This is a genomic window from Streptomyces sp. Y309 (assembly GCF_056712025.1).
This window is the reverse complement of record NZ_CM160048.1, coordinates 2,997,962-3,014,397: the sequence shown is the minus strand read 5'-3', so window position 1 is coordinate 3,014,397 and position 16,436 is coordinate 2,997,962. Positions and strand designations below refer to the sequence as shown.

The following is a 16,436-nucleotide window of genomic DNA, read 5'->3' as shown; positions in this document are numbered from 1 at the left end:
TCCTAAGCCGCACTTGTTGCGCTGAACGGCCGGGCGCGGGGGCGCCAACCGTCTTCAACCAGCCGTCCCCGTGCCCGAATCCGCACACACAGAACCAAACGCCATACCCGAGGAGCTGTACGACATGAGCGCCGAAGCGCAAGTGGGCCTTGGTCACAAGCTGGGCCGGGTGCGCCTTCGTTTCCGGGGGTGGCGCGGTCAGCGCCCGTTCTGGGGTGGCCTGCTGACTCTGCTCGGCGGCATCCCGATCATGTACTTCCCGTACGCGAACCTCACGCTCGGCACGATGACCATCCGGATGGCGACCACCGCCGGAGCCGGATCGCTGATCATCGGCGTGCTGCTTGTCGTGCTCGGCCTGACCATGTGGTTCCAGCCGCAGTCCCGCGTGTTCGCGGGTGTCGCGGCGATTCTGCTCGCCCTGGTCTCCCTGGTGGTGTCCAACTTCGGCGGCTTCGTCATGGGCTTCCTGCTCGCCCTCATCGGCGGTGCGCTCGGCGTCTCCTGGATGCCGACGAAGCCCGAGAAGCGGTCGAAGCGGCGCGAGAAGGCGCCGGACGCCGGAGACCTCGACGACGGGGCACCGGAGCCCGCGGCCGCGGGGGCCGCGAACGGGGCCACGCCGGCGGCGGGCGGTGCGATCGATGACTTGTCAGGATCGAGCCCGACGAACGGGACGAACGGGAGGCACCGTGCCGGCTGACGAGGTGCGCCGCGGGACTGATGCGGCCACGTCCCGCGCGAGAACGGGGCCGCGGCACGCGGCCCCGAAGAAGCCGCTGCTGACCCGGCTGCAGCTGCCCGCGGGCAAGGCGATAGCCATCGCGGCCATGCCCACCGCCGTACTCATGGGCATGGGCCTCACGCCCCAGCTCGCGCAGGCGAAGCCGGGCGTCCCCAAGAACCCCTTCCGGGACGGCCCTTGCGTCACCGCGCCGGACGAGCAGTCCACGGAGGCGGAGCAGAAGGCCAAGGACAAGGACGCGAAGGAGGCCGAGGAGAAGGCCGAGGCCGCGCGCAAGAAGGCCGACGAGGCCAAGAAGAAGGCCGAGGCCAAGGACGAGGCCAAGGACGGCAAGTCCGGGTCCGGGTCCACCCCGTCCGGGTCCGCCGGTGACGACGACGCCGACGGCACCGACGGCAAGGACGGAGCCGACGACGGCACGTCCGGGTCCACTCCGTCCGGCGACGCGGACAACAACGACTCCGGCGGCGACGAGGGCTCGGCGGAGGAGCCCGCCAAGCCCAAGAACCCGCTGGACCCGCTGGGAGTCGGCGACGCCCTCAAGGACATCCTCACGCCCGACGAGAAGGAGGCGGCCGAGAAGGAGCAGGCCGACCCGAAGCCGTCGGACTCCGCGGACGCCCAGGACGACACGGACTCCGACGCCAAGGCCGACGAGGACACCAAGGACTCCGACCAGGCCACCAAGCCCGTCGAGGACACCCTCGGCAAGGCGAAGGACGGTCTCAAGGACGGCCTGAAGGACACGGCGGACAAGGCCGAGGACGGCGTCAAGGACACCGTCGAGAAGGCCGAGGAAGCCGCGGAGAAGGCCGAGAAGGAAGCGGAGAAGGCCAAGGACAAGGCCGACCCCGACTCCGACGAGGCCAAGGACCCGATGGCGCCGGACGAGAACGGCAAGAAGCCGTTCCCGTGCGTGGTGGAGAAGAAGGTCGACGGCGACGACGAGCAGTCGCCCGCGCCGATCCCGAACCAGCCGTGGCACCTGGAGGCCAGCTCCCTGCTCCTCAAGGGCGCGGACTACAAGGGCGTCGTGAACCTGAAGATGCCCAACGGCCAGACCAAGCAGGCGCTGAAGTACGTCATCAGCGGCGGCACGGACATCGGCGACCTGCACCAGATCGTCGACGGACCGGGCGGCAAGAAGTACCACGTCCAGGCCGCCAAGGGCTCCACGTCCACGATCCGCAACGGCGACACGACGATGTACACGGAGCGGATCTCCGGCAATCTCTTCGGCCTGATCCCGATCACGTTCGACCCGGAGCACCCGCCACCGCTCAACCTGCCGCTGATCTACTTCACGAACGTGAAGGTCCAGCAGGCGGGCCAGTTCGGCGGCGAACTCACCGTCCCCGGCCTGCACCAGTCGATCACCGACTGAGCCCGAAGCCCGTTCCGGGAGCCGCAAGACACTGAGGGCGCCCCCTGCAACAGGGGGCGCCCTCAGTGTCGTACGGAGCCGGGGACCGAACCGGATCAGTCGCGGTCGCCGCCGCCCAGGTGGTGGACCCGGACCATGTTGGTGGTGCCGGGGATGCCGGGGGGCGAGCCCGCGGTGATGACCATCGTGTCGCCGTCGTTGTAGCGCTGGAGCCTGAGGACCTCGGCGTCGACCAGCTCGACCATGGCGTCCGTGTTGTCCACGTGCGGCACGACGTAGGTCTCCACGCCCCAGCTCAGGGCGAGTTGGTTGCGGGTGCTCGCGTCCGTGGTGAAGGCCAGGATCGGCTGCGCCGCGCGGTAGCGGGAAAGACGGCGGGCCGTGTCGCCGGACTTGGTGAAGGCGACAAGGGCCTTGCCGTCGAGGAAGTCGGCGATCTCGCAGGCCGCGCGGGCCACCGAACCGCCCTGCGTGCGCGGCTTCTTGCCGGGCACCAGCGGCTGCAGGCCCTTGGAGAGCAGCTCGCCCTCGGCGGCGGTGACGATCTTCGACATGGTCTTGACCGTCTCGATGGGGTACGCGCCCACGCTCGACTCGGCCGACAGCATCACCGCGTCCGCGCCGTCCAGGATCGCGTTGGCGACGTCGGACGCCTCGGCGCGCGTGGGGCGGGAGTTGGTGATCATCGACTCCATCATCTGGGTCGCGACGATCACCGGCTTGGCGTTGCGGCGGCACATCTCCACGAGGCGCTTCTGCACCATCGGGACCTTCTCGAGGGGATACTCGACGGCCAGGTCGCCGCGGGCGACCATCACGCCGTCGAAGGCCGCCACGACGGCCTCCATGTTCGCCACCGCCTGCGGCTTCTCCACCTTGGCGATAACGGGGACGCGGCGGCCCTCCTCGTCCATCACCTTGTGGACGTCCTTGACGTCGTTCGCGTCCCGCACGAAGGACAGCGCCACCAGGTCGCAGCCCATCTTCAGCGCGAAGCGCAGGTCCTCGATGTCCTTCTCGGACAGGGCGGGGACGTTCACGGCCGCGCCGGGCAGGTTGATGCCCTTGTGGTCCGAGATGACGCCGCCCTCGATGACGATCGTCTTGACGCGCGGGCCCTCGACCTCGGTGACCTTCAGCTCGACGTTGCCGTCGTTGATGAGGACCGGGTCGCCCTTGGTCACGTCGCCGGGCAGGCCCTTGTAGGTGGTGCCGCAGATCGACTTGTCGCCGGGCACGTCCTCGGTGGTGATGGTGAACTCGTCACCGCGCACCAGCTCGACGGGCCCCTCGGCGAAGGTCTCCAGACGGATCTTCGGGCCCTGCAGGTCGGCGAGGACACCGACCGCGCGGCCCGTGCGCTCCGCCGCGGCCCGGACGCGGTCGTACCGGCCCTGGTGCTCGGCGTGCGTGCCGTGGCTGAAGTTGAAGCGGGCCACATTCATGCCGGCCTCGATCAGCGAGACGAGCTGCTCTTCGGTGTCGACGGCGGGGCCCAGCGTGCAGACGATTTTGGAACGGCGCATGGGGGCGATCCTATCGGTTTGTTTCGCTACGGAATATTCCGTCTGGTGGAATCTACAAATGGGCGAGCCGGCGCTCAGCTGTTCTTTCCGGCCAGTGCATAAGTCTGCGTCGCGATTTCCAGTTCTTCGTCGGTCGGCACGACGGCGACCTTGACCCGTGCGTACTCCGGCGAGATCAGCCGCGGCTCGTCGCTTCGTACGCCGTTGAGCCCGCCGTCGACCGCGAGGCCCAGCTCCTCCAGGCCCGCCACGGCGGCCTCGCGCACCGGCGCCGCGTTCTCGCCGACGCCCGCCGTGAAGGCGATGGCGTCCACCCGGCCGAGCACCGCGTAGTAGGCGCCGATGTACTTCTTCAGGCGGTGAATGTAGATGTCGAAGGCCAGTTGTGCCTGTGCGTCGCCTTCGTCGATCCGGCGGCGGATCTCCCGCATGTCGTTGTCGCCGCAGAGGCCGACAAGGCCGCTCTTTTTGTTGAGAAGCGTGTCGATCTCGTCGATGGAAAGGCCGCCGACGCGCGCCAGATGGAAGATGACGGCCGGATCCAGGTCTCCCGACCGCGTACCCATCACGAGCCCCTCCAAAGGCGTCAGCCCCATGGAAGTGTCCACGCACTTGCCGCCCCGCACGGCGGAGGCCGACGCCCCGTTGCCGAGGTGCAGCACGATGACGTTCACGTCCTCGGGCGCCTTGCCGAGCAGCTTCGCGGTCGCCCGCGACACGTACGCGTGCGAGGTGCCGTGGAAGCCGTACCGCCGCACGCGGTGCTCGTCGGCGGTGGCCACGTCGATCGCGTAGCGCGCGGCCGCCTCCGGCATCGTCGTGTGGAAGGCGGTGTCGAAGACGGCGACCTGGGGCAGGTCGGGCCGCAGCGCCTGAGCCGTACGGATGCCGGTCAGGTTGGCCGGGTTGTGCAGCGGGGCCACCGGGATGAGCCGCTCGATCTCGGCGAGCACGGCGTCGTCGATGACGGTCGGCTCGGTGAAGTGCTTGCCACCGTGCACGACGCGGTGGCCGATCGCGGCCAGCTCCGGCGAGTCCAGGCCGAGCCCGTCGGCGGCCAGCTCCTCGGCGACGGCCTTCAGCGCGGCCTCGTGGTCGGCGATCGGGCCGGTGCGCTCGCGCTCGGCGCCGCCGCCCGTCAGCGGGGTGTGCTTGATCCGGGAGGTCTCCTCGCCGATGCGCTCGACGAGGCCCATCGCGAGGCGGCTGCTGTCCGCCATGTCCAGCAGTTGGTACTTCACCGACGAGGAGCCGGAGTTGAGGACGAGGACACGGGTCGAGCTCACGAGGTGGGGGCCTTCTCGGTGGGGGACTGGGACTGGATCGCCGTGATGGCGACCGTGTTGACGATGTCCTGGACGAGCGCGCCGCGGGACAGGTCGTTCACGGGCTTGCGCAGGCCCTGCAGGACCGGGCCGACGGCGATCGCGCCGGCCGAGCGCTGCACGGCCTTGTAGGTGTTGTTGCCGGTGTTCAGGTCCGGGAAGATCAGCACGCTGGCCTGGCCCGCGACGTCGGAGCCCGGCAGCTTGGTGGCCGCGACGGACGGCTCGACCGCGGCGTCGTACTGGATCGGGCCCTCGATCTTCAGGTCCGGGCGCTGGGTGCGGACCAGCTCGGTGGCCTCGCGGACCTTGTCGACGTCGGCGCCCGAGCCGGACGTACCGGTCGAGTACGACAGCATCGCGATGCGCGGCTCGACGCCGAACTGCCCGGCCGTGGCGGCCGACTGGACGGCGATGTCCGCGAGCTGCTCGGCGTTCGGGTCCGGGTTGACCGCGCAGTCGCCGTACACGAGGACCTTGTCGGCCAGGCACATGAAGAAGACGGACGACACGATCGACGCGTCCGGCTTCGTCTTGATGATCTCGAAGGCGGGGCGGATGGTGGCGGCGGTGGAGTGCACCGAGCCCGACACCATGCCGTCGGCCAGGCCGCGCTGCACCATCAGCGTGCCGAAGTAGTTCACGTCCGCCACCACGTCGTACGCCAGCTCCACCGTCACGCCCTTGTGGGCGCGCAGGCGCGCGTACTCCTCGGCGAAGCCCTGGCGCAGCTCGGAGACGGCCGGGTCGACGATCTGCGAGTCCGCGAGGTCGACGCCGAGGTCGGCGGCCTTCTTGCGGATGGTCTCCGCCGGGCCGAGCAGCGTCAGGTCGCACACGCCGCGGCGCAGCAGCACGTCGGCGGCGCGCAGGACGCGCTCCTCGGTGCCTTCGGGCAGCACGACGCGGCGGCGGTCGGCGCGGGCCCGCTCCAGGAGCTTGTGCTCGAACATCATCGGCGTGAGCCGGTCGCTGCCGGAGACCGAGAGGCGCTTGAGGAGGTCGGCGGTGTCCGTGTACCGCTCGAAGAGGCCGAGCGCGGTCTCCGCCTTGCGCGGCGTCGCCGCGTTCAGCTTGCCCTCCAGGGCGAAGAGCTCCTGAGCCGTCGGGAAGGAGCCGCCGGCCACGGCGACCACGGGCGTGCCGGGCGCGAGCCGGTCGGCCAGGCGCAGGATCTCCGGGCCCGGCTGCTCGTTCAGGGTCAGCAGGATGCCCGCGAGGGGCGGGGTGCCGGCGCTGTGCGCGGCCAGCGCGCCCACGACCAGGTCGGCGCGGTCGCCGGGGGTCACGACCATGCAGCCCGGGGTCAGGGCGTTCAGGAAGTTCGGCAGCATGGCGCCGCCGAAGACGAAGTCGAGGGCGTCGCGGGCCAGGCCCGAGTCGTCGCCGAGCAGCACCTTGCCGCCGAGGGCGTGCGTGATCTGCGCGACGGTCGGCGCGGACAGGGCGGCCTCGTCGGGGAGCACGTAGCAGGGCACCGGGAGGCGGGCCGCCAGGCGCTCGTGTATCGCGTCGCGGTCGGCCGGGGCCACGCGGTTGGTGACCATCGCGAGGACGTCGCAGCCGAGGGACTCGTACGCGCGGAAGGCGTTGCGGGTCTCGGCGCGCACCGACTCGGCGGTCTGGTTCTTGCCGCCGACCACGGGCAGCACCAAGGCGCCGAACTCGTTCGCGAGCCGGGCGTTCAGCGACAGCTCGTCCGGGAGCTGGGTGGCGGCGAAGTCGGTGCCGAGGACCAGGACCACGTCGTACTCGCGCGCGACGGCGTGAAAACGGTCGACGAGCTGGGAGACCAGCTCGTCGGTGCCCTTCTCGGCCTGCAGCGCGGACGCCTCGTGGTAGTCCATGCCGTACACGGACGCCGGGTCCTGCGCGAGTCGGTAGCGGGCGCGCAGCAGCTCGAAGAGGCGGTCGGGTCCGTCGTGGACGAGCGGACGGAAGACGCCCACGCGGTCGACCTGACGGGTCAGGAGCTCCATGACTCCCAGCTCGACGACCTGGCGGCCGTCGCCCCGGTCGATCCCGGTCACGTACACGCTGCGCGTCACGCGTGCTCTCCGTTTCTACGTCTCTACGTCGCTGATGGTGGCTGCCCGCGGGGCAGGGCATCGCCGCAGGTGACGGCACCGGCATGGCCGGAAAAACACCCGATATTGTTGGCTGTGCCCTCTTGACAATACCTCTGCGGCTGGCTACGTCGCAGGCCGGACGAAAGACGGCGGCCCTCCCGGGGCCGTGGAACAATCGGATCGGCTCACAAGGAACAGCAGCGAGCAGGAGACTCAGCGCGATGCGTATCGGAATTCTCACCGCGGGCGGCGACTGCCCGGGCCTCAACGCAGTGATCCGGTCGGTCGTGCACCGAGCGGTCACGAACTACGGCGACGAGGTCATCGGCTTCGAGGACGGGTACGCGGGCCTGCTCGACGGCCGCTACCGCACCCTGGACCTGAACGCGGTCAGCGGCATCCTGGCCCGCGGCGGAACGATCCTCGGCTCGTCCCGCCTGGAGCGCGCCCGCTTCCGCGCGGCCTGCGACAACGCCAAGGAACTGATCGAGAAGAGCGGCTTCGACGCGCTCATCCCGATCGGCGGCGAGGGCACACTGACGGCGGCGAAGATGCTGTCGGACGCGGGCGTCCCGGTCGTCGGCGTCCCGAAGACCATCGACAACGACATCTCGTCCACGGACCGCACCTTCGGCTTCGACACGGCCGTCGGCGTCGCCACCGAGGCGATGGACCGCCTGAAGACCACCGCCGAGTCCCACCAGCGCGTCATGGTCGTCGAGGTCATGGGCCGGCACGCCGGCTGGATCGCCCTGGAGTCCGGCATGGCCGGCGGCGCCCACGCCATCTGCCTGCCCGAGCGGCCCTTCGACCCGGCCGACCTGGTCAAGCTGGTCGAGGAGCGGTTCGCGCGCGGCAAGAAGTTCGCCGTCATCTGCGTCGCCGAGGGCGCGCACCCCGCCGAGGGCACCATGAACTACGGCGTGGGCGCCATCGACCAGTTCGGCCACGAGCGCTTCCAGGGCATCGGCACGGCCCTCGCCTTCGAGCTGGAGAGCCGCCTCGGCAAGGAGGCCAAGCCGGTCATCCTCGGCCACGTCCAGCGCGGGGGCACGCCGACGGCGTACGACCGGGTCCTCGCCACCCGCTTCGGCTGGCACGCCGTGGAGGCCGCGCACCGCGGGGACTTCGGCAACATGACGGCGCTGCGGGGCACGGACGTCGTGATGGTGCCGCTGGCGGAGGCGGTCACCGAGCTGAAGACGGTCCCGAAGGACCGGATGGACGAAGCGGAGTCGGTCTTCTAGAACCCGATCGTCTTCTAGAACCCGATCAGGGCCGGGCCGTCAGCCCGTGAGGTCCGGCACCGTCGGCCAGAAGTGGTCCAGGATGCGGTCCAGGAAGTCGCGGCCCGCGTGCCCCGACGCGTCCGCGCTCGCGCCGCCGCCCCAGCTCAGGGTGCGCACCATGCGTGCCTGGTACTCGTCGTGCAGCTTGCGCAGCGGGCCCTCGATGTCCCGTTTCTCCACGGCGAGGAGCTTGCTGACCGGGCGTACGTAGCCCTGCCAGCGGGTCGTCACCGCGCTGCGCAGGAGTTCGGCGAGATCGTCCGCGCGGCCCGTCACCGTGACGAAGTCGGGCAGGGGCAGGCGGAGCGTGCGCGCCAGGGCCGCGGACTGGCGGTCGGTGCCGCGCCACTCGTTGGTCTCCTCCATGCGCAGATACGCCTGGATCTCCACGCCCGCCCCGCGCGCCACGTCCTCCGGGGCGAGGCCGCGGGCCAGGCGGTGCTCGCGCAGCGTCGTGGCGGCGCCCATGAGCTCGCCCGGCGAGCACCACAACGTCGCGGCGAGCGCGGCCAGTTCGGCGGACGTCGGCGACGCGAGACCGCGCTCCCACGCCATGATGTGGTCCGGAGTGATGTGGGCGAGCCCGTAGCTCGCCCGCATTCCGTACGCGACGTGGCCCGGCGCCATCCCCAGTGCTTCACGGAGACGGCGCGCTGCGGGGAAGTTGAACGGAGGCGTGGGCTGGCTCGGTTGCACGGGCACACGGTATGGGCACGCGGCGGCGGCGACTACGGTTTGTTCACACAGGGTTGCAGCTCGTACGAAGCTACGGCTGGCGGGGCGCCCTCTGCGTGCTTCTGTACGCCCTGTCGGCGGGGCGCCCTCTGCCTGGGTCCGCGCCTATCGCGCTGCGCGCTCGTCCTCAATCGCCGGACGGGCTTTCGCACCCCGCACCGCCCCGCGCGGATCAGCCCTTGACCGCCCCGCCCAGCGCGAACCCCCCGCCCAGCCGCCGCGCGATCAGCACGTACAAAAGGATCACCGGCGTCGAGTAGATCATCGAGAACGCCGCCAACTGCCCGTACACGATGGCGCCCTTGCTGCCGAAGAAGTCGTTGATGCTCACCGCCGCCGGCATCTGGTCGGGGGACAGGAGCAGCATGAAGGGGACGAAGAAGTTGCCCCACATCATGACGAAGGAGAAGACCGTCACGACGGCCACGCCCGGGCCCATCAGGGGAAGGACGATGCGGATCAGGGACTGGAAGGACGAGGCGCCGTCCGTCCAGGCGGCCTCCTCCAGTTCCTTGGGGACGCCGTCCATGAAGTTCTTCATCAGCCAGATGGCGAACGGGAGTTGGGAGGCGGCGAAGAAGAAGATCGTGCCCTGCATCGTGTCGATGAGGTCGACGCGCACGAACAGCGCGTACACCGGAACCATGATCGCCGTGATGGGCAGGCTGGTCGCGAACAGGATCGTGAGCATGAACGGGCGGTTCAGGCGGGACTTGTAGCGGGAGAGCGGATACGCCGCGAGGGCCGCGCCCACCACGGTCAGCAGGGTGCCGCCGCCGCACAGCAGCAGACTGTTGAGCATCGGCGTGAACGCGATCTCGTCGGTCAGGACCGCGTCGAAGTTGTCGAGCGTGAAGCCGTCCGGAGCCTTCACGCTCACGTCGGCCTTGGGGTCGATGGCGGACAGGAGCACCCAGGCGAGCGGCACCGCGAAGGCCGCGGCGACCGCGAGCAGGCCGATGTCCGCGGCCAGTTTGCGGCTTCTCGTACGGCGAGCGGACGACACTCAGACCTCCGTGCGCAGCAGGCGCATGTAGACGAGCGAGAACAGGGATCCGACCAGGAGCAGGAGCAGGGCCACCGCCGTGCCGTAGCCGATCATGCTCTTCTGGAAGGCCTGTTCGTACATGAACAGAGGGAGGGTCTGGCTGCGATTGCCCGGGCCGCCGCGCGTCATCACCCAGATCAGGCCGAAGACCGACAGGGTCTGGAGGGTGTTGAGCATCAGGTTGGTGCCGATGGAGCGGCGGATCATCGGGAGCGTGATGTGCCACATGCGGCGCCAGCCGCTCGCGCCGTCCACCTCGGCGGCCTCGGTGATCTCCTTGGGGATCTCGTTCAGGGCGGCGGAGTACACCAGCATCGAGAAGGCGGTGCCGCGCCACACGTTCGCGAACGACACCGCGAGGATCGGCAGCGTGTACAGCCAGTTCTGGGACGGCAGTTGGAGGAAGTCCAGGACCTCGTTGAGGGTGCCGTCGCGGCGGAAGAAGGCGTACAGCAGGAAGCCCGCCACCACCTCCGGGATCACCCACGCCGCGACCACGACGGCGCCCGTGATCGTCCGGACCGGCTTCGACGCGCGCTGCATCAGGCTCGCCAGGGCCAGGCCCAGCGTGTTCTGCCCGACGATCGACGACAGGAACGTGAAGACGAGCGTCAGCCAGACCGCGTTGATGAAGTCCTCGTCGCCGAAGGCCGTACGGAAGTTCTCGAAGCCCACGAAGGACTCGTGCGCCTGGCCGGTCAACTGGAGGTCGGTGAAGGCGATGTACGCGCAGTAGCCGATCGGGCCCGCGAGGAAGAGGAGCATCAGGACGACGGCGGGCGACACCGGCAGGGCCCGGGCCAGCGAGCGGGCGAGCCGCCGGTGGCCCGGGGGCCTTCGTGGGCCTGGCTCCGTCCGGCCCGCTGAACGAGCCGACGGAGCCTTCACTTCTCGATCACCTTGCCGTCGGTGGCCGACTTGACCTCGTCGTCATAGCCGCCCGCCGCCTTGTCCACCGAGCCGTCCCCCGTCGTGACCTGCTCCATCGCCTCCTGCATCGCCGTGGAGACCTTCGGGTACGCGGGGTAGGCGGGGCGGTAGTGCGTCGAGGCGACCAGGTCGGTGAAGAACTTGATGCCGGGCTGCGCCTTCACGTACTCCGGGTCCTTGGCGACGTCCTCGCGCACCGAGATGCCGGAGTTGGCGACGTACCACTTCTTCGCGTTCTCCTTCGTCTGCATCGTCTCGATGAACTTGAACGCCAGGTCGGGGTTGCCCGCCTTCGACGGGATGGCCCAGGTCCAGCCGCCGGACATGCTCACCTTGCCGGGCGCCTGTCCGTGCTGCGTGGGCATCGCGGCGAGCCCCAACTCCTTCGGCCACTCGGGCCATTCGTGCCCCGAGCCCGGCAGCCAGTCCTGCGGCAGCCAGGACCCGTCGAGGTTGATGCCGAGCTTGCCCTTGGGCATGAAGTCGCCGCGCACCCGCGTGGCCATGTTCGGGTCCAGGGCGTCCTCGACGTCCGGGCCGAGCTTCTCCTTGTAGACGGTCTCCACGAACTTCAGGGAGTCCTTGAAGCCCTGGCTGCCCACCACCCACTTCTTCGCCTTCGGGTCGTACAGCGGGTTCTCGCCCGTGCCGTACAGCAGCATCTCCAGGCCCTGCATGGCCGAGGTCTCACCGCCCGGCTTGCCCGTGTAGACGTTCAGCGGGACGACGCCCGGCACCTTCTTCTTGATGGTGCGGGCCGCCTCCAGAAGGTCGTCCCAGTTCTTCGGCTGCCAGTCCTGCGGCAGGCCCGCCTTCTTGAAGATGTCCCGGTCGAACCACAGCCCGCGCGTGTCCGTGCCGTCCGGCACGCCGTACGTCTTGCCGTCCTCCGCCTTCGAAGCCGCCTTGGCCGTGCCGATGAACTTCGGCCACTCCTTCCACTTGTTCAGATAGGGGTCGAGCGGCTTCAAGTACCCGCTGGTGATGTCGGAGTTGATGAGGAAGGTGTCCTCGTAGACCAGGTCCGGCGCGGTCTTCGGGGAGCGCAGCATCTGCTGCACCTTCGTGTAGTACTCCGCGTCCGGTGCCTTGATCGGCACCAGCTTCACCTTCTTGCCGGGATTCGCCTTCTCGAACTGCTTCTTCATCGACTCCAGGTAGTTGTCCATGACCCTGATCTGGTTGTCCATGGACTGCTTGTACGACACCTTCACGGTGTCCGGGTCGTCACCGGAGCCGCCGCCGCACGCGGTGAGAGCGGAGGCGGCGAGCACGGCTGCCAGGAGCAGAGGGGCGGGAGCGGTGGGGCGCACGGGGCACGACCTCCTACGGTCCGACGCGGCTGCGCCACCGCATGCGGCGGCTGCCGGTGCGGTGAACGTAAGCGCGCGCTCGGACCAAGGTCAATGCCCTTGCAACGGCTCGCGTCGGCTAGGCCGGCGGCAGCCAGCGGTAGATCAGTTCCGGGCGGCCCACGTGGCCGTACTGCGGGCTGCGGGCCGCGTGGCCCGTGGTCACCAGGTGCTCCAGGTAGCGGCGGGCCGTGATCCGGGACAGGCCCGTGGTGTCCGCCGTCGCCGCGGCGGTGAGGCCGTCGGGCGCGGCGTCCTGGAGCGTGCGGGTCACCCGCTCCAGGGTGGGGCCGCTGAGCCCTTTGGGCAGGGCGGCGGGGGCGGGGGAGCGGAGGGTGGCCAGGGCGCGGTCGACCTCGTCCTGGCCCGCCGCCTCGCCCGCGGCGGTGCGGAATTCCGCGTAGCGGGTGAGGCGGTCGCGGAGCGTCGCGAAGGTGAAGGGTTTCAGTACGTACTGGACCACGCCGAGGGAGACGCCCTCGCGGACCACCGCCAGGTCGCGGGCCGACGTCACCGCGATGACGTCCGCGCGGTGGCCCGCGGCGCGCAGGGTGCGGGCCAGGGCCAGGCCGTGGCCGTCGGGGAGGTTCAGGTCCAGGAGGATCAGGTCGACGGGGGTTCTGTCCAGGGCGCGGCGGGCTTCCGCGGCGGTGTGAGCCGTGGCTGTCGCCTCGAAGCCGGGGACTCTGTTGACGTAGAGGACGTGGGCGTCCGCGGCAACGGGGTCGTCTTCGACGACCAGGACCTTGATGTTTGCCTTGGTCATCTGCCGGCCCCATCTTCTGTACGGACGCCCACGGCCGGTACGGCTTCCAGGGGCAGGTTCGCCGTGAACTCTGCCCCGCCCCCCGCCGGTTCCGTCAAGGTCAAGGTGCCCCCGTGCCGCGTCACCGTCTGGTGGACCAGGGAGAGGCCGAGGCCGCGGCCCGAGGGGGCCTTGGTGCTCCAGCCGTGCTGGAAGACCGACTCGCGTTGGGCGGGGTCCACGCCCGGGCCGGTGTCCGTGACGCGCAGGAGCAGGCCGCCGGACTCCGCGCGGGCCGTCACCGTGACCCGGGCCGCCGGGGAGCCCTGGGCGGCGTCCACGGCGTTGTCGACGAGGTTGCCGAGGATGGTGACCAGGTCGCGCGGCGGCAGGCCGGCGGGCAGCATGCCGTCGTCGATGCTGGTGTCGGCGGAGACGACCAGCTCCACGCCGTGCTCGTTGGCCTGGGCGGCCTTGCCGAGGAGCAGGGCGGCGAGGACGGGTTCGTTGACGGCGGCGACGACCCGGTCGGTCAGGGCCTGCGCCAGCTCCAGCTCGGCGGTGGCGAACTCCACCGCCTCGTCCGCGCGGCCGAGCTCGATCAGGGAGACGACGGTGTGCAGCCGGTTCGCGGCCTCGTGGGCCTGCGAGCGCAGCGCCCGGGTGAAGCCGCGCTCGGAGTTCAACTCGCCTGCCAGGGACTGGAGTTCGGTGTGGTCGCGCAGGGTGACGACGGTGCCCTTGCGGTCGCCGCCGGACACCGGCGAGGTGTTCACGACGAGCACGCGGTCGGCCGTCAGATGCACCTCGTCCACCCGCGGCTCGGCGTCGAGCAGCGCGCCGGTGAGCGGCGCGGGCAGCCCGAGGTCGGTGACGTACCGGCCGACGACGCCCTCGGGCACGCCGAGCAGCTCGCGCGCGCCGTCGTTGATGAGCGCGACGCGCCGCCGCCCGTCCAGCATGAGCAGCCCCTCGCGCACGGCGTGCAGCGCGGCCTCGTGGTAGTCGTGCATGCGGCTCAGCTCGGCGGCGTTCATGCCGTGCGTGCTGCGGCGGAGCCGGGCGTTGATCACGTACGTACCCACGGCGCCGAGCACGAGGGCGCCCGCCGCGACGCCGAGCAGCGCCACGAGCTGGCCGCGCGCCTTCTCGCTGATCGCGTCGATGGTGATGCCGGCGCTGACCAGGCCGACGATGCGGCCGTTCTCGCCGCGCCGGTCGTCCCCGCCGTCGAAGACGGGCGTGACCACGCGCACGGACGGGCCGAGGGTGCCGGTGTAGATCTCGGTGAAGGTCCGGCCGCGCAGGGCCTCCGCGGTGTGGCCGAGGAAGCGCTCGCCGATGCGGTCCGGGTCGGGGTGGGTCCAGCGGATGCCGCGCGGATCCATGATCGTCACGAAGGCGACGCCGGTGTGCCGCTGCACGTCGGACGCGTACGGCTGAAGACTGCGGGACGGATCGTCACCGCGGATCGCCTCCCGCACCGAGGGCGCGTCCGCCACCGCGCGGGCCGCCGCCGTGGCCTGGCGGCGCGCGGCCTCCTCCGCCTGATGCCGGTCGCTCAGGTACGTGAACAGGGCGCAGCACGCGACCACGACCGCCACCAGGACCACCTGCATCGCGAAGAGCTGACCGGCGAGGCTGCGGGGGCCGCGGGGTCGGCGGGGCGGGCGGGGGGCCTGGGGCATGGTCCCAGTCTGCCGTTACGTCCGTGTGCGAACTCAATGAACGTAAGGGTGACCGCTATCACAGGCCGGGAGATAGTCACCCGGAATCGCCAGGACGTGAGCCGCACGACTAGCGAGACGCACACGCCAGACGCAGACGCCAGTCGTACGCAGGTACGTAGCCCAAGGAGGCACCCGTGGCACAGGGACAGACGGCGGCCGACGCCGCCGGTACGGGCACACCGCCCGCGAAGCGGGACCGGACCCATTACCTCTACATCGCCGTCATCGTCGCCGTACTGATCGGCATCGCCGTCGGCTTCGCCGCGCCGGACTTCGCCAAGGAGCTCAAGCCGATCGGCACCGGCTTCGTGAACCTGATCAAGATGATGATCTCGCCGATCATCTTCTGCACGATCGTGCTCGGTGTGGGCTCCGTGCGGCAGGCCGCGAAGGTCGGCAAGGTCGGCGGGCTCGCGCTCGCCTACTTCATGGCGATGTCGGTGGTCGCCCTCGCCATCGGCCTGATCGTCGGCAACATCCTGCACCCGGGTTCCGGGATGGACCTGACCGAGTCCGCGAAGGGCGCGGGCCACGACGCCGCCGAAGAGGCGGACAAGGGCCTCGTCGACTTCACACTCGGCATCATCCCGAAGACGCTCGTCTCCGCCTTCACCACGGGCGAGGTCCTCCAGACCCTCCTCGTCGCGCTGCTCGTCGGCTTCGCCCTCCAGGCCATGGGCAAGACGGGCGAGCCGGTGCTCCGCGGGGTGCAGCACATCCAGCGGCTGGTCTTCCGCGTGCTCGGCATGATCATGTGGGCGGCGCCGCTCGGCGCGTTCGGCGCGATGGCGGCCGTGATCGGCGAGACCGGTACGGACGCCCTGAAGGCCCTCGCCACCATCATGATCGGCTTCTACGTCACCTGTGCCCTGTTCATCCTGGTGGTGCTCGGCACGCTGCTGCGCCTGGCGACCGGAGTGAACCTCTTCAAGCTGCTCAAGTACCTGGGCCGCGAGTTCCTGCTCATCGTGTCCACGTCCTCGTCGGAGTCGGCGCTGCCGCGCCTCATCGCGAAGATGGAGCACCTGGGCGTGAGCCGCCCCGTCGTCGGCATCACCGTGCCGACCGGCTACTCCTTCAACCTCGACGGCACGATGATCTACCTGACGATGGCGTCCCTGTTCATCGCGGACGCGATGGACCAGCCGCTGGGTGTCGGCGAGCAGATCTCCCTGCTCCTCTTCATGATGATCGCGTCCAAGGGCGCGGCGGGCGTCTCCGGCTCGGGCATCGCGGTCCTCGCCAGCGGCCTCCAGTCGCACAAGCCCGCCCTGGTCGACGGCGTCGGCCTGATCATCGGCGTCGACCGCTTCATGAGCGAGGCGCGGGCGCTGACGAACTTCGCGGGTAACGCGGTGGCGACGCTCCTGATCGGTACGTGGACCAAGGAGGTCGACCGCGAACGCGTCGCCCTCGTGCTCGACGGGAAGCTGCCGTTCGACGAGCGGACGCTGCTGGACGATGACTCTGCGTCTGAGCCGGTGCGTGTGCCGGGCTCCGACGGGGAGCCGGTGGTGCTGGAGAAGGAACCGGCGAAGGTGTAGTCGCCTGGCCCCTG

At 70.2% G+C, this 16,436-nt stretch carries 13 protein-coding genes; 4 read left to right on the top strand and 9 right to left on the bottom strand.

Annotated elements, in window-relative coordinates:
- Nucleotides 1–124: 124 nt before the first annotated feature.
- Nucleotides 125–703 (top strand): DUF6114 domain-containing protein, encoded by a 579-nt coding sequence (locus AC0KTA_RS11375; protein WP_481055003.1) that lies wholly within the window; start codon nt 125–127, stop codon nt 701–703.
- Nucleotides 693–2,129: a hypothetical protein gene (locus AC0KTA_RS11370; RefSeq protein WP_481055002.1), complete on the top strand. Its 1,437-nt coding sequence runs from the start codon at nt 693–695 to the stop codon at nt 2,127–2,129. The genes AC0KTA_RS11375 and AC0KTA_RS11370 overlap by 11 nt, the downstream gene beginning before the upstream one ends.
- Nucleotides 2,130–2,224: 95 nt before the next feature.
- Here AC0KTA_RS11370 and pyk read toward each other — a convergent pair whose 3' ends face one another.
- The 3 genes from pyk to pta form a co-directional block, all read right to left on the bottom strand.
- On the bottom strand, nt 2,225–3,655 hold the full coding sequence (gene pyk / locus AC0KTA_RS11365; protein WP_481055001.1) for a pyruvate kinase: 1,431 nt from the start codon (nt 3,653–3,655) through the stop codon (nt 2,225–2,227).
- Nucleotides 3,656–3,729: 74 nt separating this feature from the next.
- Entirely contained in the window at nt 3,730–4,941 is a 1,212-nt protein-coding gene (locus tag AC0KTA_RS11360) for an acetate kinase (RefSeq protein ID WP_481055000.1), read from the bottom strand.
- Nucleotides 4,938–7,028, bottom strand: a complete 2,091-nt coding sequence (gene pta / locus AC0KTA_RS11355) for a phosphate acetyltransferase (RefSeq protein WP_481054999.1) — start codon at nt 7,026–7,028, stop codon at nt 4,938–4,940. Before pta ends, AC0KTA_RS11360 begins: the two co-directional genes overlap by 4 nt.
- Before the next feature lie 242 nt (nt 7,029–7,270).
- Here pta and AC0KTA_RS11350 point away from each other — a divergent pair, with 242 nt between their 5' ends.
- The gene (locus AC0KTA_RS11350; protein ID WP_481054998.1) at nt 7,271–8,296 is read left to right on the top strand and encodes an ATP-dependent 6-phosphofructokinase; all 1,026 of its coding nucleotides are present in this window, start codon (nt 7,271–7,273) and stop codon (nt 8,294–8,296) included.
- A 39-nt stretch (nt 8,297–8,335) separates the two neighbouring features.
- Here the strand turns inward: AC0KTA_RS11350 and AC0KTA_RS11345 are convergent, their stop codons facing one another.
- From AC0KTA_RS11345 to AC0KTA_RS11320, 6 genes are all read right to left on the bottom strand, one after another.
- Nucleotides 8,336–8,965, bottom strand: coding sequence for a helix-turn-helix domain-containing protein (locus AC0KTA_RS11345; protein WP_481056384.1), 630 nt, complete (start codon nt 8,963–8,965; stop codon nt 8,336–8,338).
- A gap of 280 nt (nt 8,966–9,245) precedes the next feature.
- A complete protein-coding gene (locus AC0KTA_RS11340; RefSeq protein ID WP_481054997.1) occupies nt 9,246–10,079 on the bottom strand; it encodes a carbohydrate ABC transporter permease in 834 nt (277 codons plus the stop codon).
- On the bottom strand, nt 10,080–10,886 hold the full coding sequence (locus AC0KTA_RS11335; protein WP_481056383.1) for a carbohydrate ABC transporter permease: 807 nt from the start codon (nt 10,884–10,886) through the stop codon (nt 10,080–10,082).
- Between the two features lie 119 nt (nt 10,887–11,005).
- Nucleotides 11,006–12,364 carry an extracellular solute-binding protein gene (locus AC0KTA_RS11330; protein WP_481054996.1) on the bottom strand — a complete coding sequence of 453 codons (1,359 nt, stop codon included), beginning with the start codon at nt 12,362–12,364 and terminating at the stop codon, nt 11,006–11,008.
- A gap of 118 nt (nt 12,365–12,482) precedes the next feature.
- Nucleotides 12,483–13,169, bottom strand: a complete 687-nt coding sequence (locus AC0KTA_RS11325) for a response regulator (RefSeq protein WP_481054995.1) — start codon at nt 13,167–13,169, stop codon at nt 12,483–12,485.
- Complete coding sequence (locus AC0KTA_RS11320) at nt 13,166–14,836, bottom strand: sensor histidine kinase (RefSeq protein ID WP_481054994.1); 1,671 nt, start codon at nt 14,834–14,836, stop codon at nt 13,166–13,168. The genes AC0KTA_RS11325 and AC0KTA_RS11320 overlap by 4 nt, the downstream gene beginning before the upstream one ends.
- Nucleotides 14,837–15,012: 176 nt before the next feature.
- Here AC0KTA_RS11320 and AC0KTA_RS11315 point away from each other — a divergent pair, with 176 nt between their 5' ends.
- Nucleotides 15,013–16,422, top strand: coding sequence for a cation:dicarboxylate symporter family transporter (locus AC0KTA_RS11315; protein ID WP_481054993.1), 1,410 nt, complete (start codon nt 15,013–15,015; stop codon nt 16,420–16,422).
- The last annotated feature ends 14 nt before the right edge of the window (nt 16,423–16,436 follow it).

Coding starts and splice junctions, on each gene's coding strand:
- AC0KTA_RS11375 (WP_481055003.1), top strand. CDS start 125: ATGAGCGCCGAAGCGCAAGTGGGCCTTGGTCACAAGCTGGGCCGGGTG.
- pyk (WP_481055001.1), bottom strand. CDS start 3,655: ATGCGCCGTTCCAAAATCGTCTGCACGCTGGGCCCCGCCGTCGACACC.
- AC0KTA_RS11350 (WP_481054998.1), top strand. CDS start 7,271: ATGCGTATCGGAATTCTCACCGCGGGCGGCGACTGCCCGGGCCTCAAC.
- AC0KTA_RS11345 (WP_481056384.1), bottom strand. CDS start 8,965: ATGGCGCCGGGCCACGTCGCGTACGGAATGCGGGCGAGCTACGGGCTC.
- AC0KTA_RS11335 (WP_481056383.1), bottom strand. CDS start 10,886: ATGCTCCTCTTCCTCGCGGGCCCGATCGGCTACTGCGCGTACATCGCC.
- AC0KTA_RS11325 (WP_481054995.1), bottom strand. CDS start 13,169: ATGACCAAGGCAAACATCAAGGTCCTGGTCGTCGAAGACGACCCCGTT.
- AC0KTA_RS11320 (WP_481054994.1), bottom strand. CDS start 14,836: ATGCCCCAGGCCCCCCGCCCGCCCCGCCGACCCCGCGGCCCCCGCAGC.